General features: G+C 68.8%; 15 protein-coding genes. 1 reads left to right on the forward strand and 14 read right to left on the reverse strand.

Annotation, left to right across the window (positions count from 1 at the left end; genetic code table 11):
• Positions 1-79: 79 nt before the first annotated feature.
• From ACXJLU_RS00005 to ACXJLU_RS00020, 4 genes are all read right to left on the reverse strand, one after another.
• Positions 80-1081, reverse strand: coding sequence for a hypothetical protein (locus tag ACXJLU_RS00005; protein WP_457328499.1), 1002 nt, complete (start codon positions 1079-1081; stop codon positions 80-82).
• 60 nt (positions 1082-1141) lie between these two features.
• The gene (locus tag ACXJLU_RS00010) at positions 1142-2137 is read right to left on the reverse strand and encodes a hypothetical protein (protein WP_457328500.1); all 996 of its coding nucleotides are present in this window, start codon (positions 2135-2137) and stop codon (positions 1142-1144) included.
• 245 nt (positions 2138-2382) lie between these two features.
• On the reverse strand, positions 2383-4698 hold the full coding sequence (locus tag ACXJLU_RS00015) for a peptidase inhibitor family I36 protein (RefSeq protein WP_457328501.1): 2316 nt from the start codon (positions 4696-4698) through the stop codon (positions 2383-2385).
• Positions 4699-5099: 401 nt separating this feature from the next.
• Entirely contained in the window at positions 5100-7961 is a 2862-nt protein-coding gene (locus ACXJLU_RS00020) for a TonB-dependent receptor (protein WP_457328502.1), read from the reverse strand.
• Positions 7962-8391: 430 nt separating this feature from the next.
• Here ACXJLU_RS00020 and ACXJLU_RS00025 point away from each other — a divergent pair, with 430 nt between their 5' ends.
• Entirely contained in the window at positions 8392-9132 is a 741-nt protein-coding gene (locus ACXJLU_RS00025; RefSeq protein WP_073467574.1) for a GntR family transcriptional regulator, read from the forward strand.
• 63 nt (positions 9133-9195) lie between these two features.
• On the opposite strand, the gene ACXJLU_RS00030 is transcribed toward ACXJLU_RS00025, so the two are convergent.
• The 10 genes from ACXJLU_RS00030 to ACXJLU_RS00075 form a co-directional block, all read right to left on the reverse strand.
• The gene (locus ACXJLU_RS00030; RefSeq protein WP_457328503.1) at positions 9196-10140 is read right to left on the reverse strand and encodes a glycoside hydrolase family 16 protein; all 945 of its coding nucleotides are present in this window, start codon (positions 10138-10140) and stop codon (positions 9196-9198) included.
• Between the two features lie 6 nt (positions 10141-10146).
• Entirely contained in the window at positions 10147-11442 is a 1296-nt protein-coding gene (locus tag ACXJLU_RS00035) for an MFS transporter (protein WP_457328504.1), read from the reverse strand.
• Between the two features lie 30 nt (positions 11443-11472).
• The gene (nagZ, locus tag ACXJLU_RS00040; RefSeq protein ID WP_457328505.1) at positions 11473-12960 is read right to left on the reverse strand and encodes a beta-N-acetylhexosaminidase; all 1488 of its coding nucleotides are present in this window, start codon (positions 12958-12960) and stop codon (positions 11473-11475) included.
• The gene (locus tag ACXJLU_RS00045; RefSeq protein ID WP_457328506.1) at positions 12957-13967 is read right to left on the reverse strand and encodes an SIS domain-containing protein; all 1011 of its coding nucleotides are present in this window, start codon (positions 13965-13967) and stop codon (positions 12957-12959) included. The genes nagZ and ACXJLU_RS00045 overlap by 4 nt, the downstream gene beginning before the upstream one ends.
• Positions 13957-15090 carry an N-acetylglucosamine-6-phosphate deacetylase gene (gene nagA / locus ACXJLU_RS00050; protein ID WP_073467579.1) on the reverse strand — a complete coding sequence of 378 codons (1134 nt, stop codon included), beginning with the start codon at positions 15088-15090 and terminating at the stop codon, positions 13957-13959. Before nagA ends, ACXJLU_RS00045 begins: the two co-directional genes overlap by 11 nt.
• The gene (locus ACXJLU_RS00055; protein ID WP_073467580.1) at positions 15087-15827 is read right to left on the reverse strand and encodes a GntR family transcriptional regulator; all 741 of its coding nucleotides are present in this window, start codon (positions 15825-15827) and stop codon (positions 15087-15089) included. The genes nagA and ACXJLU_RS00055 overlap by 4 nt, the downstream gene beginning before the upstream one ends.
• Positions 15824-16699 (reverse strand): glucosamine kinase nucleotide-binding domain-containing protein, encoded by an 876-nt coding sequence (locus ACXJLU_RS00060; RefSeq protein WP_457328508.1) that lies wholly within the window; start codon positions 16697-16699, stop codon positions 15824-15826. The genes ACXJLU_RS00055 and ACXJLU_RS00060 overlap by 4 nt, the downstream gene beginning before the upstream one ends.
• Positions 16700-16960: 261 nt before the next feature.
• Entirely contained in the window at positions 16961-18163 is a 1203-nt protein-coding gene (locus tag ACXJLU_RS00065; protein WP_457328509.1) for a tetratricopeptide repeat protein, read from the reverse strand.
• 8 nt (positions 18164-18171) lie between these two features.
• Positions 18172-18603 carry an ExbD/TolR family protein gene (locus ACXJLU_RS00070; RefSeq protein WP_457328510.1) on the reverse strand — a complete coding sequence of 144 codons (432 nt, stop codon included), beginning with the start codon at positions 18601-18603 and terminating at the stop codon, positions 18172-18174.
• Between the two features lie 43 nt (positions 18604-18646).
• Entirely contained in the window at positions 18647-19078 is a 432-nt protein-coding gene (locus ACXJLU_RS00075; RefSeq protein ID WP_457328511.1) for an ExbD/TolR family protein, read from the reverse strand.
• Between the last annotated feature and the right edge of the window lie 17 nt (positions 19079-19095).

Here is a 19095-nt window from a genome sequence, read left to right on the forward strand (position 1 = left end):
GCAGCCGGGGCGGCGTCGGCCGCGCCCTGCGCCTCGCGCACCGGCGTGTCGAACGAGAGGTCCATGGTGTGTCGCGTCCTCAGGCCACGCAGTTGCAGCGCAGGCGCATGTAGGAGCCGTTCGGACGGCGGCGTGCCACCGCCCCGCCACAGGCGTGGCAGCGGCCGACCACCGGCGACGCCGCACCCGCCGCGCCCGTCGCGGCGGCCGGTATGCCGGTCGCGCCGTGGTAGCCGGCATCCAGCCCGGCATGGCGCTGCATCGCGCGGCGCGTGGCGGCCGGCTGCGACAGCACCTGGTAGGTCTGCTGCGCCAGCACGCGCTGCGCCGCCTGCGGCGTCACGCGGCGGCCGGTGGCCGCCTGGTGCGCGATGCGCCGCATCGTGCGCTGCGCGATGCTCGGCACCGCACGCACCATGGCCCGCGTGCGGCGGTTGCGGAACAGCTGGCGCGTGATGTCGGAGATGCCGCGGCTGATCTGCGGCGACACGCGGGTCACGACCCGCGCCAGCCGCGGCAGCACCTTGCCGGCCACCTTCGGCAGCACCTTGGCGGCCAGCGGCAGCAGCTTGGCGGCCAGCATCGGGATCAGCGGCAGGAAGCCTTCCACCGCCTCCTCCTCGGTCTCGGCATGCGCGGCCTCGTGGCCCATGTGCTCGAGCATCGCGTCGATGTAGACCTTGCGCACCGGATTGAGCTCGTGCTGGGACTCCCACTCGCCCTCGCCTTCCATCTCGGCGGCGAACGAGGCCTCCCATTCGCGATCGGGCAGCAGGCTGACACCGGCCGCGCCCAGCGCGCTGCCGAGCATGTCGCCGAACGGGCCGCCGACACGCCCGCCGACCCAGGTGCCGGCTTTCGGCAGCGCGGCGCGTGCCGCCGCGATCGCGGCCTTGCGCTGCCAGCTGCCGGGCTGGGCCGCCTGGCGCGCCCAGTTGGCGATGCTGCCGAGGAACTGCTCGCCGCTTTCGTGGCCTTCGAGTTCGCCCTCCCATTCACCTTCCCATTCACCTTCCCACTCGCCCTCGGGCGCGAAGGCGGCCTCGGCTTCGCCCAGCGCTTCCCATTCGTGTTGGCTCATCGGTGCAACCATGTCGTGCCTCCGCAGCGTGCGTCGTGTCGGTCGATGGATGTGGGCGGCTCAGCGGGCGGCCCGGCGCGGGCCGGCGACGCGTCGGCTGACGACCACGTTGTTGCGCAGGGCCGCGGCGCAGGCCGACGGGTTGCCCAGCACGCGCCGCAGCTGCGTGACCGCGGTGCGCGCCGCGCTGCGCCGCGTGACCGGCCGGCCGGCGGCGGCCTGCTGCTTCAGGCTGCGCACGGTGCGGCGCATGATGGTCGGCACGGTGCGCACCAGCGGACGCGTGATCGGTCGGCGCCGCAGGATGCGCGTGAGGATGGCCGCGCCGCGCACCAGGTGCGGCAGGATGCGGCGCAGCGCGCGCCGGTCCGCCGCGGAGATCACGCTGACGACCGCCGCGCCGGCCATCGCCTCGGCCTGGCCTTCGCCCTGCTCGTGCGCAGCGGCCTCGGCCAGCATCTCGGCATAGGCCTCGTGCAACGAGGTCTCGTGGTGCGCGATCTCCTGCGCCACCTCGTGCGAGGCCTCGTGCTGCTCGTACTCGTGCTGCTCGTATTCTTCTTCCCATTCGTGCTGCTCGTACTCCTCTTCGCCGAGCAGCGAGCCGGCGGCCTTGCCGAGCATGCCGCCGAGCGGACCGCCGATCGCGGTGCCCAGCATCGGCGCGGCGATCTTCAGCAGCGGCGAGATCGCCGGCAACGCCTTCTTGACGAAGCGCTTGATGCGCCCGAAGAACTGCTCGCCGGTTTCGCCGAACTCATGCGACTCGCCGAATTCATGGCTCTCGCCGAACTCGTTGTGCTCGCCGAACTCATGCTGTTCGCCCAGCTCGTGCTGTTCGTGCTGTTCGCCGAACTCATGCAGCTCGCCGAACTCGCCGGACTCGTGCAGCTCGCCGAGCTCGTGTTCGAGCTCCTGCTCGCCGAACAGGCCTCCGAGCGCGTTGCCGATCGCGCCGAGGATGCCCTCGCCTTCGCCGGACTCGCCGGCCGCCTCGAGTTCCGCTTCGTGCAGTTCATTCTCGAACTCGAAACGGCCTTCGTTCATGTTGCCCATGCTGTGCCTCCTTCTGCGCCATGCAGATGCTCAACGAGCTGGTGCAAAGGTAGGCGCAGCGGGCAGGCGCCACCAGTCGCACTGAACTGGCAGCGCATGCGTGGTCGCGGCAACACGCGTCGCGCATTCGTGCGAGACGCGGGCCGGCCCGCATGAAGAACGGCCCGGCGCTTTGCAGCGGCGGGCCGTCGTCGGAACAGTCGTCAGAACAGGTCACGGCCCGGGCGCGAACCCGGGCCGGTGCATCACGGGAAGTTGATCACGTTGACCGGGATCGTCGACACGCCTTGTGCCGGGCCGCCGGTGTTGTTGACCACGTGGTCGATCACGCCGACGCCGCCCAGCGAGACCGTCATCACGCTGTGCAGCTTGACGCCCGGCGTGGCCGGAACCTCGAAGCCGTGACCGGCGTGGATCTGCGGGTTGATGTTGAAGAAGCAGTACGCACCGCCGCCCCACAGCTCGTGCGTCGTCACCGAGTCGGCCACCTTGTACGCGGCATAGCCCAGTGCGTCGCTGCGCCAGGTGGCCTGGCTCGGCGGGTCGTACGGGAACTCGTTCTGGAAGAAGATCGTCTTGCCGTTCTGGCCGTTCCAGATCACTTCGTACTTCTGGTAGTGCTCGACGAACAGGCCGGTGGCCAGCACGTCGTTGCCGTTCACGACCACGCCGGTGTCGGCGGTGTTGATGCCCCAGCCGGTCGCGGCGATGCCGTGGTCGGCGCGCCAGGCCCAGATGTGGTCGACGATCGTGTTGTGGCTGTTCACGATCAGGCTGTTGCTCGCCTTGCCCGACACCGCGCCGCCGATGCGGAAGAAGATGTCGTGGATGCTGATCGGGTTGGCCGCGTGGTTGTTCGCGGCACCCGTCGGGCCGACCGTCAGCAGCGATTGGCTGTTCACGGTGCCGGCATCGAACAGCAGGCCGGCGACCTTGACGCCGTCGACGTCGGCCACGCTCATCGGCACCACGCCGCCGGTCGGCACCAGGGCCGGGAAGCCCAGGCCCAGCACCACGGTGTTGGCCCGCGTGATGCGGATCGTGTCGTTCAGCTGGTAGGTGCCCGGCGTGAAGAACAGGTTCAGGCCCTGCGTCAGCGCCTGGTTCAGCGTCGCGGCGCTGTCGCCCGGCTTGGCCACGTAGAACTGGCTCATCGGGATCGAGCTGCCCGCCGTCGCGCCGTTGGCCCAGCTCGCGCCGGACGCATTGGTGCGCAGCGACGGCACGAACACGCGGTACTTGCCGGCGCCGTCGATGTACAGGTAGGGCTTGTCACGCGAGAACGGCGTGGTCGGCAGCACCGTGTACACCGGCTGCGGGAAGGTGGTCGCGGCCGGGCCGCCCGGCACGCCGGAGAACACCATGTTCCAGACGCCGCCGGTCCAGCTGCCGAGGTTGCTGTCACGCGTGTACCACTGCTGCTGCGAGCCGGAGCTGATCTGGCCGTCGATCTTGCTGTCGGCGATGTAGCCGCCGCTGGCATAGCCCTGGCCGCCGTCCATGTTCGACGGACCCAGCGTCATGTTGCCCAGCACGTGGATGCGTCGCATCGGTGCGGCCTGCGAGACGGCCCAGCGGTTGGTGCCGCCGTTCGGCACGATCGACAGGTTCTCGGCGGAGCGCCAGAAGTTCTGCGTCGCGTTCTTCTCGTCGCCGAGGTTCCAGCCGCTGTCGACGTTGAGCGCGCCGTTCTGGAAGCGCACGTCGTCCGGGTTCTGGCCGAGGCCGGCCACCGTCGTGTAGAAGCCGAGGTTGATCCACAGGTCGTTGTAGGTGCCCGGCTTGAACAGGAAGGTGAAGCGCTGGCCGCCGAACTGCGCGGTCGAGCTCTTGTTCATCGAGTCGAAGGCGCTGTTGACCTTGGTGCGGATGGTGTCGATCGGCGTCGACGGCTCGAAGATCGAGACGTTCGGCCCGAAGTCCGGCGTGTCCGAGGTCGGGAGCGTCGTGCCGTTGGTCGTGATCTTGAACGACGAGGCCAGGTCGTTGAAGCCGACCGTGCCGAGGTTCGGCGTGTCGCCTGTCAGCGTGACCGAGCCGCCACCGTAGTTGATGTCGTTGAAGAGCTGCACCTTGTAGCCGGCGCGCACCTTCACCGATGTGAAGCGGTCGTTCCACGTGCCGCCGACCCAGCTGCTGTCGGCGTCGGCGCAGGTCACCGCGCCGGCGTAGTTGGCGTTCTCGTAGAAGCAGGCGATGCCGGTGGGAACCGGGTCGACCGGCGGGGTCGTGCCGCCCACGGTGTAGCTGAACGCCGGCGTGTCATACGCCGGGTTGCCGTTGTTGTAGGTAAACGAATAGCCGAGCACGGTGCCCTGCGCCGCGTTGCCGACGGCCTGCTCCCAGCGCGCGTTGGCGCTGGAGAAGGTCATGCGCACGTTCTGCTGGCCGCCACCGTTGACGGTGTAGTGGGTGTCGACCCAGGTCGTCGCGACGCTGGACTTGAACCAGATGGTCGCGGTGCTGCCCGAGACGGCGACGCCCTGGGTGTAGTCGGCCGCGCGGGCCGGAAGGGCGATGGCCGCGAGCAGCGCGGTGCAAGCCCACAAGAAGAGCGTCACCCACGCTCCGGCGCGGGTCGCGCGCGGGCGGGGGACGTGGTGCATCCCTGTTGAAGTCAACATGTCGATCTCCGTCAAAGGCCGGCCTCGAGGGCCGGCGGAATTCACGGGCGCAGTGGCTGCGCCCGCCGCATGAGGAACCGGCGCGGTGGTTTTGTGTGCGGCGGGATTTGACGGCTGTAGTTGCTCTTCAGGCCACTTGGAACCGATTCCAAGAGGTGAGATTAATGCAGATGAGGTGTTTGATGATAGAGGCAAACCCGAAACAACGGTGCGGGGATGTGGCGGGGTGTAAGCGCCGCGGCAAAGAAGAAGGGGCGGACCGTTTCGAGTCCGCCCCAACGCTCCCAACGAACGTGTTGTCGCCGTGCCGTCGAGCGGCACGGTCGGTTTTCAGCAGGTCAGAACTTCACGCGCGCGTTCAGGTAGTACTGGCGACCACTCTGGTAGCTCGAACGCGGCTGGTCTTCGTTCAACGCGTAGTAACGCAGCGTCGGGTTGTTCAGGTTCTGCCCGTCCAGCGTGAAGCTCAGGTTGTCGTTGACGCGGTAGCCGAGCGAAGCCGACACCGACGACACCGCATCCTGCGAGAAGGCCGTCGCACGGTCCAGCCCGCTGAAGAACGCCGAGCGGTAGCTGTACGAGACGCGCGCGTTGAAGGTGTCGTTCTCGAAGTACGCCCCCAGGTTGTAGGTCTCGCGCGAAGTCCCGACCAGCGGTCCGCCACCGGCTTCCTTGCCGTCGGCGTAGGTGTAGTTCGCCGACACGCCGAAGTTGGTGAACACCGGCTGTTCGTACGCCAGCTCGATCCCGCTCACATGGCCCGAGCTGTTGACCGGCACCGTCAGCACGTAGGGCACCATCGCGCCCTGCGGGTTGTTCGCGTCGAAGGTCAGGTAGTTCCGGGTGACCCGGCCGTAGCCGATGTAGTTGGTCAGGTCCATGTAGAACACGCCGGCCGACAGCAGCGATCGCGGAGCGAAGTACCACTGCAGCGATGCATCGAGGTTGGTCGAGCGCACCGGCTTCAGGTTCGGGTTGCTGCCCGAGCCGGAACCTTCGCCGCCGGCTACCGCAGGCGGCGACAGCGAGACCGCGCCGGCCAGCGCAGAGTAGTCGGGGCGCGTCATCGTGCGCGAGATGCCGAAGCGCGCGACCAGGTCCTTCTGCAGGTCCAGCTTCAGGTTCGCGCTGGGCAGCAGGTCGGTGTAGCTGTTCTTGACGGTGACCGTCGTGAAGTAGCCGAAGTCGGAGTACCTTGCGCTCGGATCCGTCACCGTCGTGCCGATGTAGTTGAGCGCCTCTTCCTGCGTGCGTACGACGCGCAAGCCGACATTGCCGCTCCAGCCCTTGCCTTCCAGGTTGCCCTGCAGGTAGAGCGCGCTGCTCGACTCCTTCAGGCCGAACTCGCTGTTCCAGTCTTCACGCGTGGCCGGGTTGCGGTTACCGTAGGTGGCGTTGTAGGCGGCGAGCTGGTCCGGCGTCATGTAGCCGATGTTGCGCGGGAAGTTGCCGCCCAGGCCACCGGCGAAGTTACCCGGGTAGAAGCCGTAGGGGCCGGACGGGAGGTTCGCCGGGTTGTAGGGCGATGCACCCCCGTTGGACAGCTTCGGGCCCGTCGGATTAGCGGGATCGACCTTCGTGCAGAAGTACGCCAGCGGATCGGCGGCGCCCCAGTCGAAGTTGCTGCCGTCCGAGCAATGCGGCCCCTGACCGAGCACCCCGCTCGACGAGCGTTCATGCGTCGAATAGCGACCGCCGAACTTCAGCGCCGACAGCACGCCCGCGTCCATCGCGTACTCGCCGTCCAGTTGCAGCCAGTTCTCCTTGTCCTTCACGTGCGTGTTCTGGTCGCCGAAAATCCAGCCGAACGAGGTGGCCGGCGGAGCCGACGGGAACGGACCGACGTTCGAGCCGCCGAGCATCCAGTCGGCCGCGTTGTTCTTGCCGTTCAGGCCGTAGGACGCACCCGCGCCGTTGCCGGTGTTGAACTCGGCCACGTTCTGCGTCGGCGTCTCGCCGTTGCCGCGCGACACGCCCGCCTTGGTCTTGAAGGTCAGCGCATCAGTGGCGCGGTAGGTGGTGTCCAGCGACACGTACTTCGAATCGGCCTTCGCGTCCGGACGATCGATCATGTCGTACACGCCATAGGTCGTGCCGGCCACCGGGGCGAAGCTCGCGTTCACCAGCGTGCCGTTGCGGATAACGTAGCCCGGGTCGGGCGCCTGGCCCGCCCCCTTGTTGATGAAGTGCGTGTTCCACAGCAGGTAGTTGCGGTTGTAGTTCGCCGCCTTCATGGTCGACAGGAAGCCCTGCAGGTCGACCTCGAAGTCGTTCGTCAGCTTCATCTGCGCGTCGATCAGGCCGCCTTTGCGCTCGCGCTTCTGTTCGAACAGCGCCGAGCCGATCATCGTCGGGTACCAGACGTTGGCGAGGTCCGGGTTCGACAGCGCGATCTTGCTGCCCGGTGCGATCTGCTCGTAGCCCAGCAGCTCCTGGCCATCGCGGCGCAGGTGGCGGGTCTCGGAGAAGGCCTGCACCATCAGGCCGAAGCTGTTGGCGTCGTTCTTGAAGTTGATCAGGCCGCTGAACTGCGGATCGGTCTCCTTCGGCTGGGCGGCGTACACCGCGCCGAGCGAGGCTTCGGCGGTGAACGACTTCTTGAAGTCGAGCGGCTTGCGCGTGATGATGTCCACCGAACCGGCGACGCCGCCTTCGACCAGGCTCGCCTGCGGCGACTTGTGGACCTCCACCCTTTCGACGAGCTCCGACGGCATCAGCGTGTAGCTGACGCTGCGGCCCACGCTGCCGGCCTGGTTCAGCACGAACCAGTCGCCCGACGCCACGTTGTGGCCGTTGATCAGCGTCTGCGTCAGGCTCGGGTTGGTGCCGCGCATGCTGACGCGGTCGTTCTCGTCGAAGCCGCCTTCATTGGCACCGGCCGAGCTGATGTTGACGCCCGGGATGCGCTGCAGCGAGTCGGCCACGTTCTTGTCAGGCATCTTGCCGATGTCTTCGGCGCTGATCACCTCGATGTTGGTGTCCGCATTGCGCTTGACGTTCAAGGACTTCTGCATCGAGCCGCGGATGCCGGTGATCGTCACCGCCTCCAGGTTCTGGGCATTCTTCCCAGGGGCTGCGGTTTCCACCGGCTTCTCGGTCGCCACCGGTGCCGATGCGGCTTGCGCCGGTTGCGGTGCCGACGCGGCTGCTGCCGCCGGCGCGGCCGCGTCCTGCGCATGGGCTGCGGTCATCGCGCTCATCAGAGCAAGCGCGACCGCGGATGCGATGGGAGTCCTTTTAGCTTTCATGTCTGCCTCTGTTGCCTGGGTTAATGGGCCGCCGAAACTGATTCGGCCTGTTAGGAAACCTGGGACCTCATCTGCAGACCACCTGGGAAGTGGACTGCAGCTCCTTCCCCCGAGAACCGTGACGCTTTTGATGCCAGTTCTAGTACCAGTAAGCTACCACTAGAGGCCACTATGCTACCAATTTCACACGATTGCAATAGCGTCCGGCGCCTGCAACAGCGGGGTAACCACTGATGTAAAGTGCGGTCTGGCGGCCACCCAAACTGTCATTCGTGCGGTCCTTTCGGACCTCTTGTATTGAATTGGTATGGTCGATCCCCATCTGCCCTTGAGAGATCGCCGCAACCCGGCCTGTCGGCCGGACAAAACAAAAGGGGTTTGCATGACCACATTGGCCCAGGTGCTGAAGCCGCTGGACCCGAATCACAGCCTGCCGCTGTACCAACAGCTGCAGCGTGCGGTGCGCGAGGCCATCGAGCGCCGCGTGCTGGGGCCCGACGACGCACTGCCCTCCGAGCGCCAGCTCGCCGAGGATTTCGCGGTCTCGCGCATCACGGTGCGCCGCGCGATCGAGGGGCTGGCCGAAGAAGGCTGGCTGGTGCGCCGCCAGGGGTCGGGCAACTTCGTGTCGTCGCGCGTCGAGAAGAATTTTGCGAAGCTGACCTCGTTCTCCGAGGACATGCGCGCCCGCGGCAGCCGCCCGCACAGCGTGTGGCTGAAGCGCTCGTCGGGCACGGTGATGCCCGAAGAAGCGCTGAAACTCGCGCTGAGCCCCGGCGCGCAGGTCTACCGCTTCAACCGCCTGCGCTATGCCGACGACGCGCCGATGGCGATCGAGATCGCGACCGTGGTGGCGAGCTGCCTGCCCTCGCTCGAGGCGGTCGGCGATTCGCTGTACGCGGCGCTCGAGCAGCAGGGCAACCGCCCGGTGCGCGCGCTGCAGCGGCTGAGGGCGCTGCTGCTGAACGCCGAGCAGGCGCGGCTGCTGGAGGCGAACGTCGGCGATGCGGGCTTGCTGGTCGAACGCCTGGGCTACCTGCGCGACGGCCGGGCGATCGAGCTCTCGCAGAGCTTCTACCGCGGCGACATGTACGACTTCGTCGCCGAGCTGAACGCCGGCTGAAGCCGGAAGCAGTTCCGTGCGGCGTGCGTTCATCGGAATGGGCGCGGGCTGCACGGCGTGACCTCAGAAGTCGCAGGTGGAGGTGAGCGGCGGCTCGGCCGCCGGCACGGTGTCGATGGCGGTCTGCCCGGTGCGGCGCAACGCCTGCACCGCCTGCTCCACCTCGGCGGGCGTCATCACGCGGTTGCGTGCGTGGTAAACCCAGTCGACATCCTCTTCATACGCACGTGGTGCCGAGACACCGGCCAGTTGGCCCGCCGGCACGAACCACTGGCTGAAGGCGATCGCCATCGGCACCACCGGGTGGTTGCGCCCGCCGTGCTCGTCGAGCTGCCGGCCGTCGAGGAAGAAGCGGCTCTTGCCGTCGGCCACCTGCATCATCAGCACGTGCCAGCCGCCGCCTGAGGGACCCAGCGCCGCGAAGTGCTGCAGCGGCTGGTTGTACGCATCCCACGGGTCGAGGCGCACCGTCTGCCAAGTCACGCCGTAGAGCCGCGTGCGCGCATCGCCCCAGCCGCCGTTCGGCAGGTACTCCCAGTCGATCTCGCTGTACTGCGGGTCGTAGGCGAAGCGCAGCGGACTCACGGTGTAGAAGGTCTGCACCAGCACGTCGCCGTCCGGCCCCTGCACCGGCGCATCGCTGAAGCGGATGCGCGCGGCGTAGGTGCCTGCCAGGTATTTGCGGGCGTGGCACAGCTGGGCCTGCGTCGTGCCCGCCGGCGTGCCGTCGGTGCGGGCCGTCAGCCGCAGCAGGCGGTTGCCGCGCTGCGCCGGGTCGTCGACCAATGACAGCGCACCGGCGCCCCAGCCCGCGCCTTCGATGCCGGGGTGGCCGCGCTTGTCGCGCACCGTCCAGCCGCCGGCGGCCAACGCCGCCACGTTCGGCTGGCTGAAGTCGTCGAAGAACACGCCGGCGCCCGGCGACGACGCAGGCGCGACCGCGCACCCCACCACCGCCAGCAACGAGCCGGCGATGACGCATGCAAGTGGCAGGCGGCGCATCGTCATCGCGTGTCAGGCCTCCGCGACCTGCGCCGGCGCGGCAGGCTCGACCGGCTTCGATTCCAGCGGCACGAAGCGCGCGAGGATCAGCACCGGCACCGCGCACGCGAGGCCCCACAGGAAGAAGTTCTGGTAGCCGAGCGCCACCTGGATGTCGCCGCTGATGGTGCGGAACAGGCTCATGCCCAGCCCCATCACGCCCGAGCCGATCGCGTAGTGCGCCGTCTGGTAGCGGCCCACCGACACCACCTGCATCAGGTACAGGATCACGCCGACGAAGCCGAAGCCGTAGCCAAACATCTCCAGGCTCAGCGCGGCGGCGATCACGCCGAAGTTCGTCGGCATCGCGGTGCTGAGGAACACGAACGCGACGCTCGGCAGGTTCATCGCGAGGATCAGCCACACCATCGCGCGCTTCAGCCCCAGCCACGCCGCGAAGTAGCCGCCGACGATGCTGCCGGCAATGAACGCGATGGTGCCGGCCGTGCCGTAGGCCCAGCCGACCTGGTCGGTCGTGAGGCCGAGCCCGCCCAGGTCGCGCGCGGCGCGCAGGAAGATCGGCCCGATGGTCTGGATCTGCCCCTCGCTCGCGCGGAACAGGATGATGAAGAGGATCGCGAGCCAGATGCCGGGCTTGCGCAGGAAGTCCTGGATCACGTGCCACAGCGTGCGGCTCACGTCGGCGGCCGAGCCGGCATCGGCCGGCACATTGCGCGTGCCGGGCAGCGCCCAGGCGTTGTAGAGCCCGAGCAGCACCATCGCGCCGGCCAGCATCAGGAAGATCACGGTCCAGGCCCCCGGCACGCCGATCGATGTCTCGAGCGAGCCAGCCAGGATCAACAAGCCCCCCGCCGACACGAAGCGCGCGACGTTGAAGAACGCGCCCTGCCAGCCGGCGTACTCGGCCTGCGCCTTGTTGTCGAGGCTCGCGATGTAGAGCCCGTCGGAGCACACATCGTGCGTGGCCGACGCGAGCGACACCAACGACAGCGCCGCGATCGCGATCACGAAGAACGCCGGCAGGTGCAGCGCGATCGCGGTCAGCGCGAGCCCGGCAGCACCGACCAGCTGGAACACGATCACCACCGATTTCTTGCTCGGCGCGAGCTCGAGGAACGGACTCCACAGCCACTTGATGCCCCAGGCCAGGCTCAGCACGCCGAGCCAGCGCGTGATCTGCTCGTTGGGCACCTGCATGCTGATCAGCATCTGCTGCGCGATCACGTTGACCGCGAAGAACGGCAGCCCCTGCGCGAGGTAGAGGCTCGGCACCCAGCGGATCGGCGAAGCCTTCGTGGCGGTGGACATGCGGGAGGACTCCAGGAACTTCGGTGACGATCAGCGACGGGTGTCCAGCCGCACCGGCGAGCGCCCGGGTGCGGTGGTGCGGCGTTCGAGCCAGTCGCGCAGCGCGACCAGCGCCCCAGTGGCATAGCCCCAGGTGATGACGGCCGGCGCCGGGATGTCCAGCGCCTGGTACGGGTTCCACAGCACGACGTGCAGGTCGGCGCGCCAGGCCTTGGCGCGCGCGTCGTAGCGGTCACGGTGATTCGAGACGATGACGTTCAGGCGCCCGTCGCGCGGGATCGTCGACCAGTCGAGCTCGGCCAGCGTTTCGAGCTCGACCATGTCGACGCTCGCGAAGCCGCCGAACAGGTCGGCCACCTGCACGCCCGGCAGGCCGGCTTCCGACACGCCGTCGCTCGGCACCGCGCGCTGCGTGAACACGCGCAGCCGGTGGTCGCGGCGCAGCACCGGCGGCGTGCCGCGCGTCGTCAGGCCGGCGGCCCAGGCGCGGTGCATCAGGTCGTCGTCGCGCTCGTGCTGCGCCGGCGTGTAGTCCTTGTGGCGCACCGGGTAGCGGGCCGCCAGCTTGTCGAGCCGCGCGTTCGCGGTGTGCAGCTGCGCGGCGCTCAGGTCGCCGCTCGCCTGCGCGCGCTGGATCGCGCGGATCGCGGCCAGCTGCTCCTCCTGCGAGCCGAGCGCCATCACCATGTCGGCCCCGGCCTGCAGCGCGAGCACCGCGGCGCGGTCGTGGCCGTAGCGGTCGTGGATGGCCTTCATCACCAGCGAGTCGGTGATCACGACGCCGTCGTAGCCCCAGCTCTCGCGCAGCAGCGTGCCCAGCACGCGGCGCGACAGCGTGGCCGGGTGCTCGGCATCGAGCTGCGGGTAGACGATGTGCGCCGTCATCATCGCCGGCGCCTCGCCGCGCAGCGCGCGGAACGGCACGAACTCCAATGCCTCCAGCTGCGACAGCGACTTGTTCACCTCGGGCAGGTCGCGGTGCGAGTCGACGTGCGTGTCGCCATGCCCCGGGAAGTGCTTCACGCAGCAGGCCACGCCCTCGCGCAGCGAGCCGCGCATCCAGGCCCCGGCGAGCTTCGTCACCGCCAGCGGGTCTTCCGAGAAGCTGCGCTCGGCGATCACCGGGTTGGCCGGGTTGTTGTTCACGTCGAGCACCGGCGCGAAGTTCCAGTTGATGCCCAGGCTCGCGAGGCCGCGCGCGACGGCCGCGCCGACCTCCTCGGCCATCGCCTCGTCGGCCGCGGCACCCAGCGCCATCGCGGCCGGCGCCTGCGGCAGGAAGGTCGAGCGCACCACCGAGCCGCCTTCCTGGTCGATGCCGATCAGCGCATGCGCGCCCATCACCTCGCGCAGGTCGGCGGTGAGCTGGCGCACCTCGGCCTCGGTGCCGAGGTTCCAGCGGAACAGGCAGACCGCGCGGACGTGGTGCTCGCGCAGGAACTCCGCGGTAGTGGCATCCAGCGTCTTGCCCTGGATGTTCACCATCACCAACTGCCCCGGGTAGAACACCGTGCTCATTGCGTCCTCGTCACCTTGGCCAGGAACTTCGGTTTGTCGGGATCGAAGCCGCGCGCACGCGCCAGCGCCTCGACCATCGGATAGAAGCTCTGCACGACCGAGATCGGGTCGAGCTCGATCGACGCGGTCTCGACGATCGGCAGGTTCGCGTGCGGCGTGCCGCCGGGCGCCGCCAGCAGCACCTTGGCGCCGCGCGCACGCATCTCGTCGGCCAGCGCCAGCAGGCCGGCCTGGGCCGGGCCGCGCGGCGCGAAGATCAGCAGCGGGTAGCCTTCGTCGATCAGCGCCATCGGGCCGTGCTTGACCTCGGCCCCCGAGAACGCTTCGGCCTGGATCGCGCAGGTCTCCTTGAACTTCAGCGCCGCTTCCAGCGCGACCGGCAGGCCGGTGCCGCGGCCGATCACGAACAGCTTGTCCACGCCGACCAGCGCATCGACCGCCGGCGTCCAGTCGGCATGCGCGGCGCGCGACAGCACGCCCGGCAGCGCCGACAGCGCGGCCTGCAGCACCAGGTCGTCCTGCCAGGCCGCCACGGTGCGCGCGCCGGCCACCATCTGCGTGATGAAGCTCTTGGTCGCCGCAACGCTGGTCTCGGCACCGGCATGCAGCGGGAACACCCACTGCGAGGCCTTCGCGAGCGGCGACTCCGGGTCGTTGACGAAGGCCGCGGTGCAGGCACCTCCATCGGTGAAGTAGCGCATCGGCGCAACCAGGTCCGGGCTCTGCCCCGATTGCGAGAACGCCATCGCGGCCAGCCCGTCGCACTGGATCTGCGACTGGTACAGCGTGATCAGCGACATCGGCAGCGAGGTCACCAGCCGGCCCATGCGGGCCATGATCAGGTAGGCCATGAAATGCGCCGCATGGTCGGAGCTGCCGCGCGCGACGGTCAGCACCGAGCCCGGCGGCTTGCTGCGCAGCAGCGCACCGAAGTCGCTGTAGGCCTGGTCGTTCTCGGCCAGTTGCCGTGCGACGGCAGAGGGGGCTTCGCGGGCCTCAGCCAGCATGCGCGAGTTCAATCGAGCTTCCTTCAACATAGACGTCCGAAACAGTGAGGTCGCGGTCGAGCACGACGGCATCGGCCCAGGCGCCGGCGGACAGGCGTCCGCGGTCCGAGGCGCCGAGGTAGTCGGCCGCATGGGTGGAGACGCGGCGCGAGGCGTCGATCAGGTCCATGTCCAGCTCGTTGACCAGGTTGCGCAGCGCCTGGTCCATGGTGAGGGTCGATCCGGCCAGCGTGCCGTCGGCCAGCCGCACGCCGCCGAGGCACTTGGTGACCTTGTGGCGGCCGAGCCGGTAGTCGCCGTCGGGCATGCCGGCGGCGGCGGTCGAATCGGTGACGCAGTAGAGGTGCGGGATGGCGCGCAGCGCGACGCGGATCGCGCCCTTGTGCGCATGCAGCAGGTCCGGAATGATCTCGGCGTACTTGGCGTGCGCGAGCGCTGCGCCGACCATGCCGGGCTCGCGGTGGTGCAGCCCGCTCATCGCGTTGAACAGGTGCGTGAAGCCGCCGGCACCGCGCTTGAGCGCCTCGACGCCGTCTTCGTAGCTGCCCAGCGTGTGGCCGAGCTGCACGCGGAAGCCCGCGGCGCACAGCGACTCGATCAGGTCCATGTTGCCGGCGATCTCGGGCGCCAGCGTGATCAGCCGGATCGGCGCCAGCTCGTTCAGCCGCGCCAGCTCGGCGGTCTGCACCGGGCGCGCGAAGTTCGGCTGCGCGCCGAGCTTGCCGCCGTTGATGTACGGCCCCTCGAGGTGCACGCCCAACACGCGCGCGCCCTTCGGGCTGCGGCTCGCGCACACCGACTTGAGGCCGGCGAAGGCGACCTCGAGGTCGCTCATCGGCGCGGTCATCGTCGTCGCGAGCAACGCGGTGGTGCCGTGGCGCGCATGCAGCTCGGACACGCGGGCGGCCGAATCGCCGCCTTCCATGATGTCGTGCCCGCCACCGCCGTGCACGTGCAGGTCGATGAAGCCGGGCAGCACGATCGGGGCCGCGCTGTCGCGCACCTTGCGCACGTCGATCGGCGTGCCCTCGATGCGCGCGATGCGGCCGTCGGCGCCGAACTCGATGCGGCCGTTCACGAAACCTTGCGGGGTGAGGACCTTGCCTTCAAGGTGGGTGCTCATGCTTCTCTTCTCATTTCGGCCACGAAGTCGTAGTAGTCGCTTCGGCAATAGGAATGGGTCAGCTCGACCGCTTGGCCGGATTCCAGGTAGCCGATCCGGGTGATGAACAGCACCGCCTGCCCGACCGGCACGCCGAGCTGCTCGGCCAGCCGCGGCTGCGCATTCAGCGCGCGGATGTGCTGCAGCGCGCGCACCGGGGCCTGGCGTGTGCTGGTCAGGTATTCGTACAGCGAGCCGTTGACCAGCTCGGGCTGCGGCAGCACGCTTTGCGGCAGCACGCTGACCTCGTAGGCCATCACGACCTCGTCGGCCAGGCGCAGCCGCTCGAGCCGCGCGACGCGCGCGCCGGGCGACAGGCCCAGGCTCAGTTGCTCATCGGGCACGGCCGCGGTGATGCTGCGTTCGAGCCACTGCGAGCTCGGCGTGTAGCCGCGCTGGTGCAGCTCTTCGGAGAAGCTCGTCAGGCGCGACAGCGGCTGCTCGATGCGCGGCGCGATGTAGTTGCCCGAGCCGCGGCGGCGCACGATCAGGCCCTGCTCGACCAGCTGGTCGATGGCCTTGCGCGCGGTCACGCGCGACACGTCGAGCGACTCCGACAGCACGCGCTCGGACGGCAGCGCCTCGTCGGCCTGGTAGCGGCCGTCGCGGATCGCCTGCCCCAGCTTGCGGGCCAGCTGCACGTACAGCGGCGAGCTGTCGCGCGCGTCGGGCTTGAAATCGAACAAGGGTTTCTTCATCGGTCGGTCTCGACCTCGCGTCGGATCAGGGTCAACGCGCCGGCGGCCGGGCCGTCGGCGACGGCCACGCATCGCGCGAGCAGCGCAGGGGACAGGCGGGGCGACAGGCGCTGGCCGACGCTGCCGAGCACCGCGAGCGGGAGTTCACCGGCGGGGTCGAGCGCGCGGGCGATGGCTTCGAGTTCGGCCACGGCACGGGCGAGCAATCGCGCGGACGCCGGGTCGCTGTCTTCGGTGTCGAACACGGCCGGTGCGAGTTGTGCATACGCGAACTGGCCGGCGCGGCCGCACCAGGCCTGCAAGGTCTCGGCGTCTTCACCGCATTGGGCCCAGACGCGGCGCGCCAGCGCACCGGCCGGCAGGCGGCCGTCCATCGCACACTGCGCGATGCGCATCGCGCGCAAGCCGAGCCACGCGCCGCTGCCTTCGTCGCCGACCGGGAAGCCCCAGCCGCCGACGCTGGCGCGCGTGCCGTCGGCCCGCCACACCTCGCCGATGCTGCCGGTGCCGGCCGCGAGCAGCGCGCCGGGGCGGCCTTCATGGGCGCCGACCAGCATCGCGAAGCCGTCGGTCTCGCCGAGCAGCGTTGCATAGCCAGGGTTCTGCGCCAGGAAGGCATCGCGCCACGGCGCATTGCTCATGCCGGACAAGCCGGCGCCGAGGGCGCACTGCGCGAAGGCCGGCCGCGCGACGGCGGCGGCATCGAAGGCGCGGGCGATCGCCAGTTCGATCTGCTGCCACGCCGGCTCGATGCCCTGGCCCAGCGCCGACGGCCCGGCTTCGCCCTGCCCCAGCACCGGCCCGGCACGGCGCGCGACGAGGGCCCGGGTGCCGGTCCCCCCTCCATCCACGCCGATCAGGTATTCGATCATCGACTGCTCTCTGGCACGTTGTTCATGGACGGGCATCGATGCCCGCGATGAAACCAGTTTAGTACCAGCAATACCAAATAGTCAATTGGTATTAGAGTTGTCTTAGAGTGGTGATTTCCCGTTTGAATTCAACTGCTTACAAGCGTTTGCAGGATGGCGCAGGGTGCGCACCAAGTCGGGAGGATCGCCCCGTTGCAGGGCGATCAGGCTTCACGATACCAGTTCAGTCCGGATTGGCAAGCGCGCCAATCCGGGCTGCTTCTACTTCTTGCGCGCGAACAAGGCCCACAGCCGGGCCAGGTCGGCCGTGCCGTCATTGCCCTGCACGGTCCTGAAGGTCGCCGCCGACTTCGCGTGGTCCCCCGCCACCAGCTGCGCGATCGCCAGGTGCAGCTTCGCGTCATCCGGCCGCTTCGTGCCCTTCGCGATCCCCTGCTGCATCAGCTCCAGCCCTGGTTTCGCCTGCCCGCCGTAGACCTGGTCCAGCCCGATCGCCAGCAGCTCGCCGCCGTCCTTGGCCGCCTTCGCCTCGGTCAGTGCCTGCGCCTGCCCGGCCTTCGCCTCGGCCAGCCGCTTGGCCACCAGGTCCTTCAGCCGCTTGTGCCGCTCGGCCTCCGGGCCCACGCCCAGCACGCCCGCAGCGAACCCCTTGTCCATCGCCTGCTGCGCCTCGTTCAGGCTGCCCGCCTGCACCGCCAGCTGCACCATCTCCATGTAGTCGGCCGCCGCGCTCGTCGCACCCGTCGCCAAGCTCAGCCGGTAGGTGTCCAGCGCCAGCCGGTCGCTGAAGTTCGGCTTGCGCTGCAGCCGCCCCAGCAGGTCCGTCCAGTACTGCTTCTGCGGGTAGTAGGTCACCAGCTTCTCGACCGCCCACACGTACGCGTTGGTGTCGTTCATGCGCTGCGTCGCATTCGCCAGCAGCTTGAGCCGGTCCTCGGCCGGCGCTTGGCCGGCCTTCTCCGACGCGTTGATCTCCACCTGCAGCTCGCGCGCCGCGCCGGCAAAGTCGCCGCCCAGGTACTGGCTCTGGATCAGCAGCGTGCGCACCGTGCCGCTGGTGCCGCCTTCCTTGAAGTAGCGCTGGCCCCACTGCATCGTCTTCGGGTAGTCCTTGGCGCGGTAGGCCGTGCCGGCCAGCGATTCGAGCATGCGCAGCTTGTCGGCCTGCGCCAGCTTGCCGGTGGCCGCCAGCGCCTCGAACGATTTACCCGCCGTCTCCGCATCGCCCGCGCCCGAGGCCGCGGCGATGCGCATGCGCTCGATCGTGTAGCTCTCGCTCGCGTTCTTGTTCGGCACCGCGTCGGCGTCGCGCACCTTGGCGAGCGCCTCCTTGTACTTGCCGGCCTTGATCAGGTCGCCTGCGGCTTGCAGCGGCTTGCCCACGTCCGGGCGCACCGCGTCTTGCGCGTTCGCGCCGAGTGCAGCACCCAACACGAGCGCGGCCACCAGGGGTTTCAACATCATGGCCATGCTCACTTGATGAACTGCTCGTTGCCCACCATGCCCAGCTTGGCCACGCCGAGCCGCTGCGCGCTCGCCAGCACCATCGCCACTGACTTGTACTCCACCAGCTTGTTCGGGCGGATGTGCACCTCGGGCTGATCGGCGATCGCCGCCGTCGCGGCCAGCTTCGTCTCCAGCACCGTGCGGTCGGGCACCACCTCACCGTTCCACAGGATCGTGCCGTCGAAGTCGATGTCGATCGTCACCACCACCGGGTCGCGCAACGGCGGCGGCGGGCTGCCCGTCGGCATGTTCAGGTTCACCGAGTGCAGCTGGATCGGGATCGTGATGATCAGCATGATCAGCAGCACCAGCATCACGTCGATCAGCGGCGTCGTGTTCATCTCCACCATCACGTCGGGGTCGCCACTGCCGCCGCCGGAGCCTACGTTCATTCCCATGTCTTGGGTCCTTCTTTCTTGGGTCCGACTTTGCTGCTGTGCTCTAGCCGCGCGGCGGCGGCTCGGTCACGAACGAGATCTTCTGGATGCCCGCGCGCTGGCACGCGAACACCACCCGGCCCACCGACTCGTAGCGGCTCTTCTCATCCCCGCGGATGTGGATCTCCGGCTGCGGCGTCAGCACCGACACCTTCTTCAGCCGCTCCACCAGCGCGTTGTTGTCCGCCACCGCCTGCGCGTTCCAGAACACGTCGCCGTCCTTCGTCACCGAGATCTCGATGTTCTCCGGCTTCGTCACCCGCGCGATGTTCGTCTCCTTCGGCAGGCTCACCGGCGCCGTCTGCGTCACCACCGGCACCGTGATCAGGAAGATGATCAGCAGCACCAGCATCACGTCCACCAGCGGCGTCGTGTTGATGCTGGAGACGACCTCGTCGTCGTCCCCGTCGCCACCACTACCCACGTTCATTGCCATCGCATCTCTCCTTTTGG

The organism is Rhizobacter sp. P5_C2 (assembly GCF_054049715.1).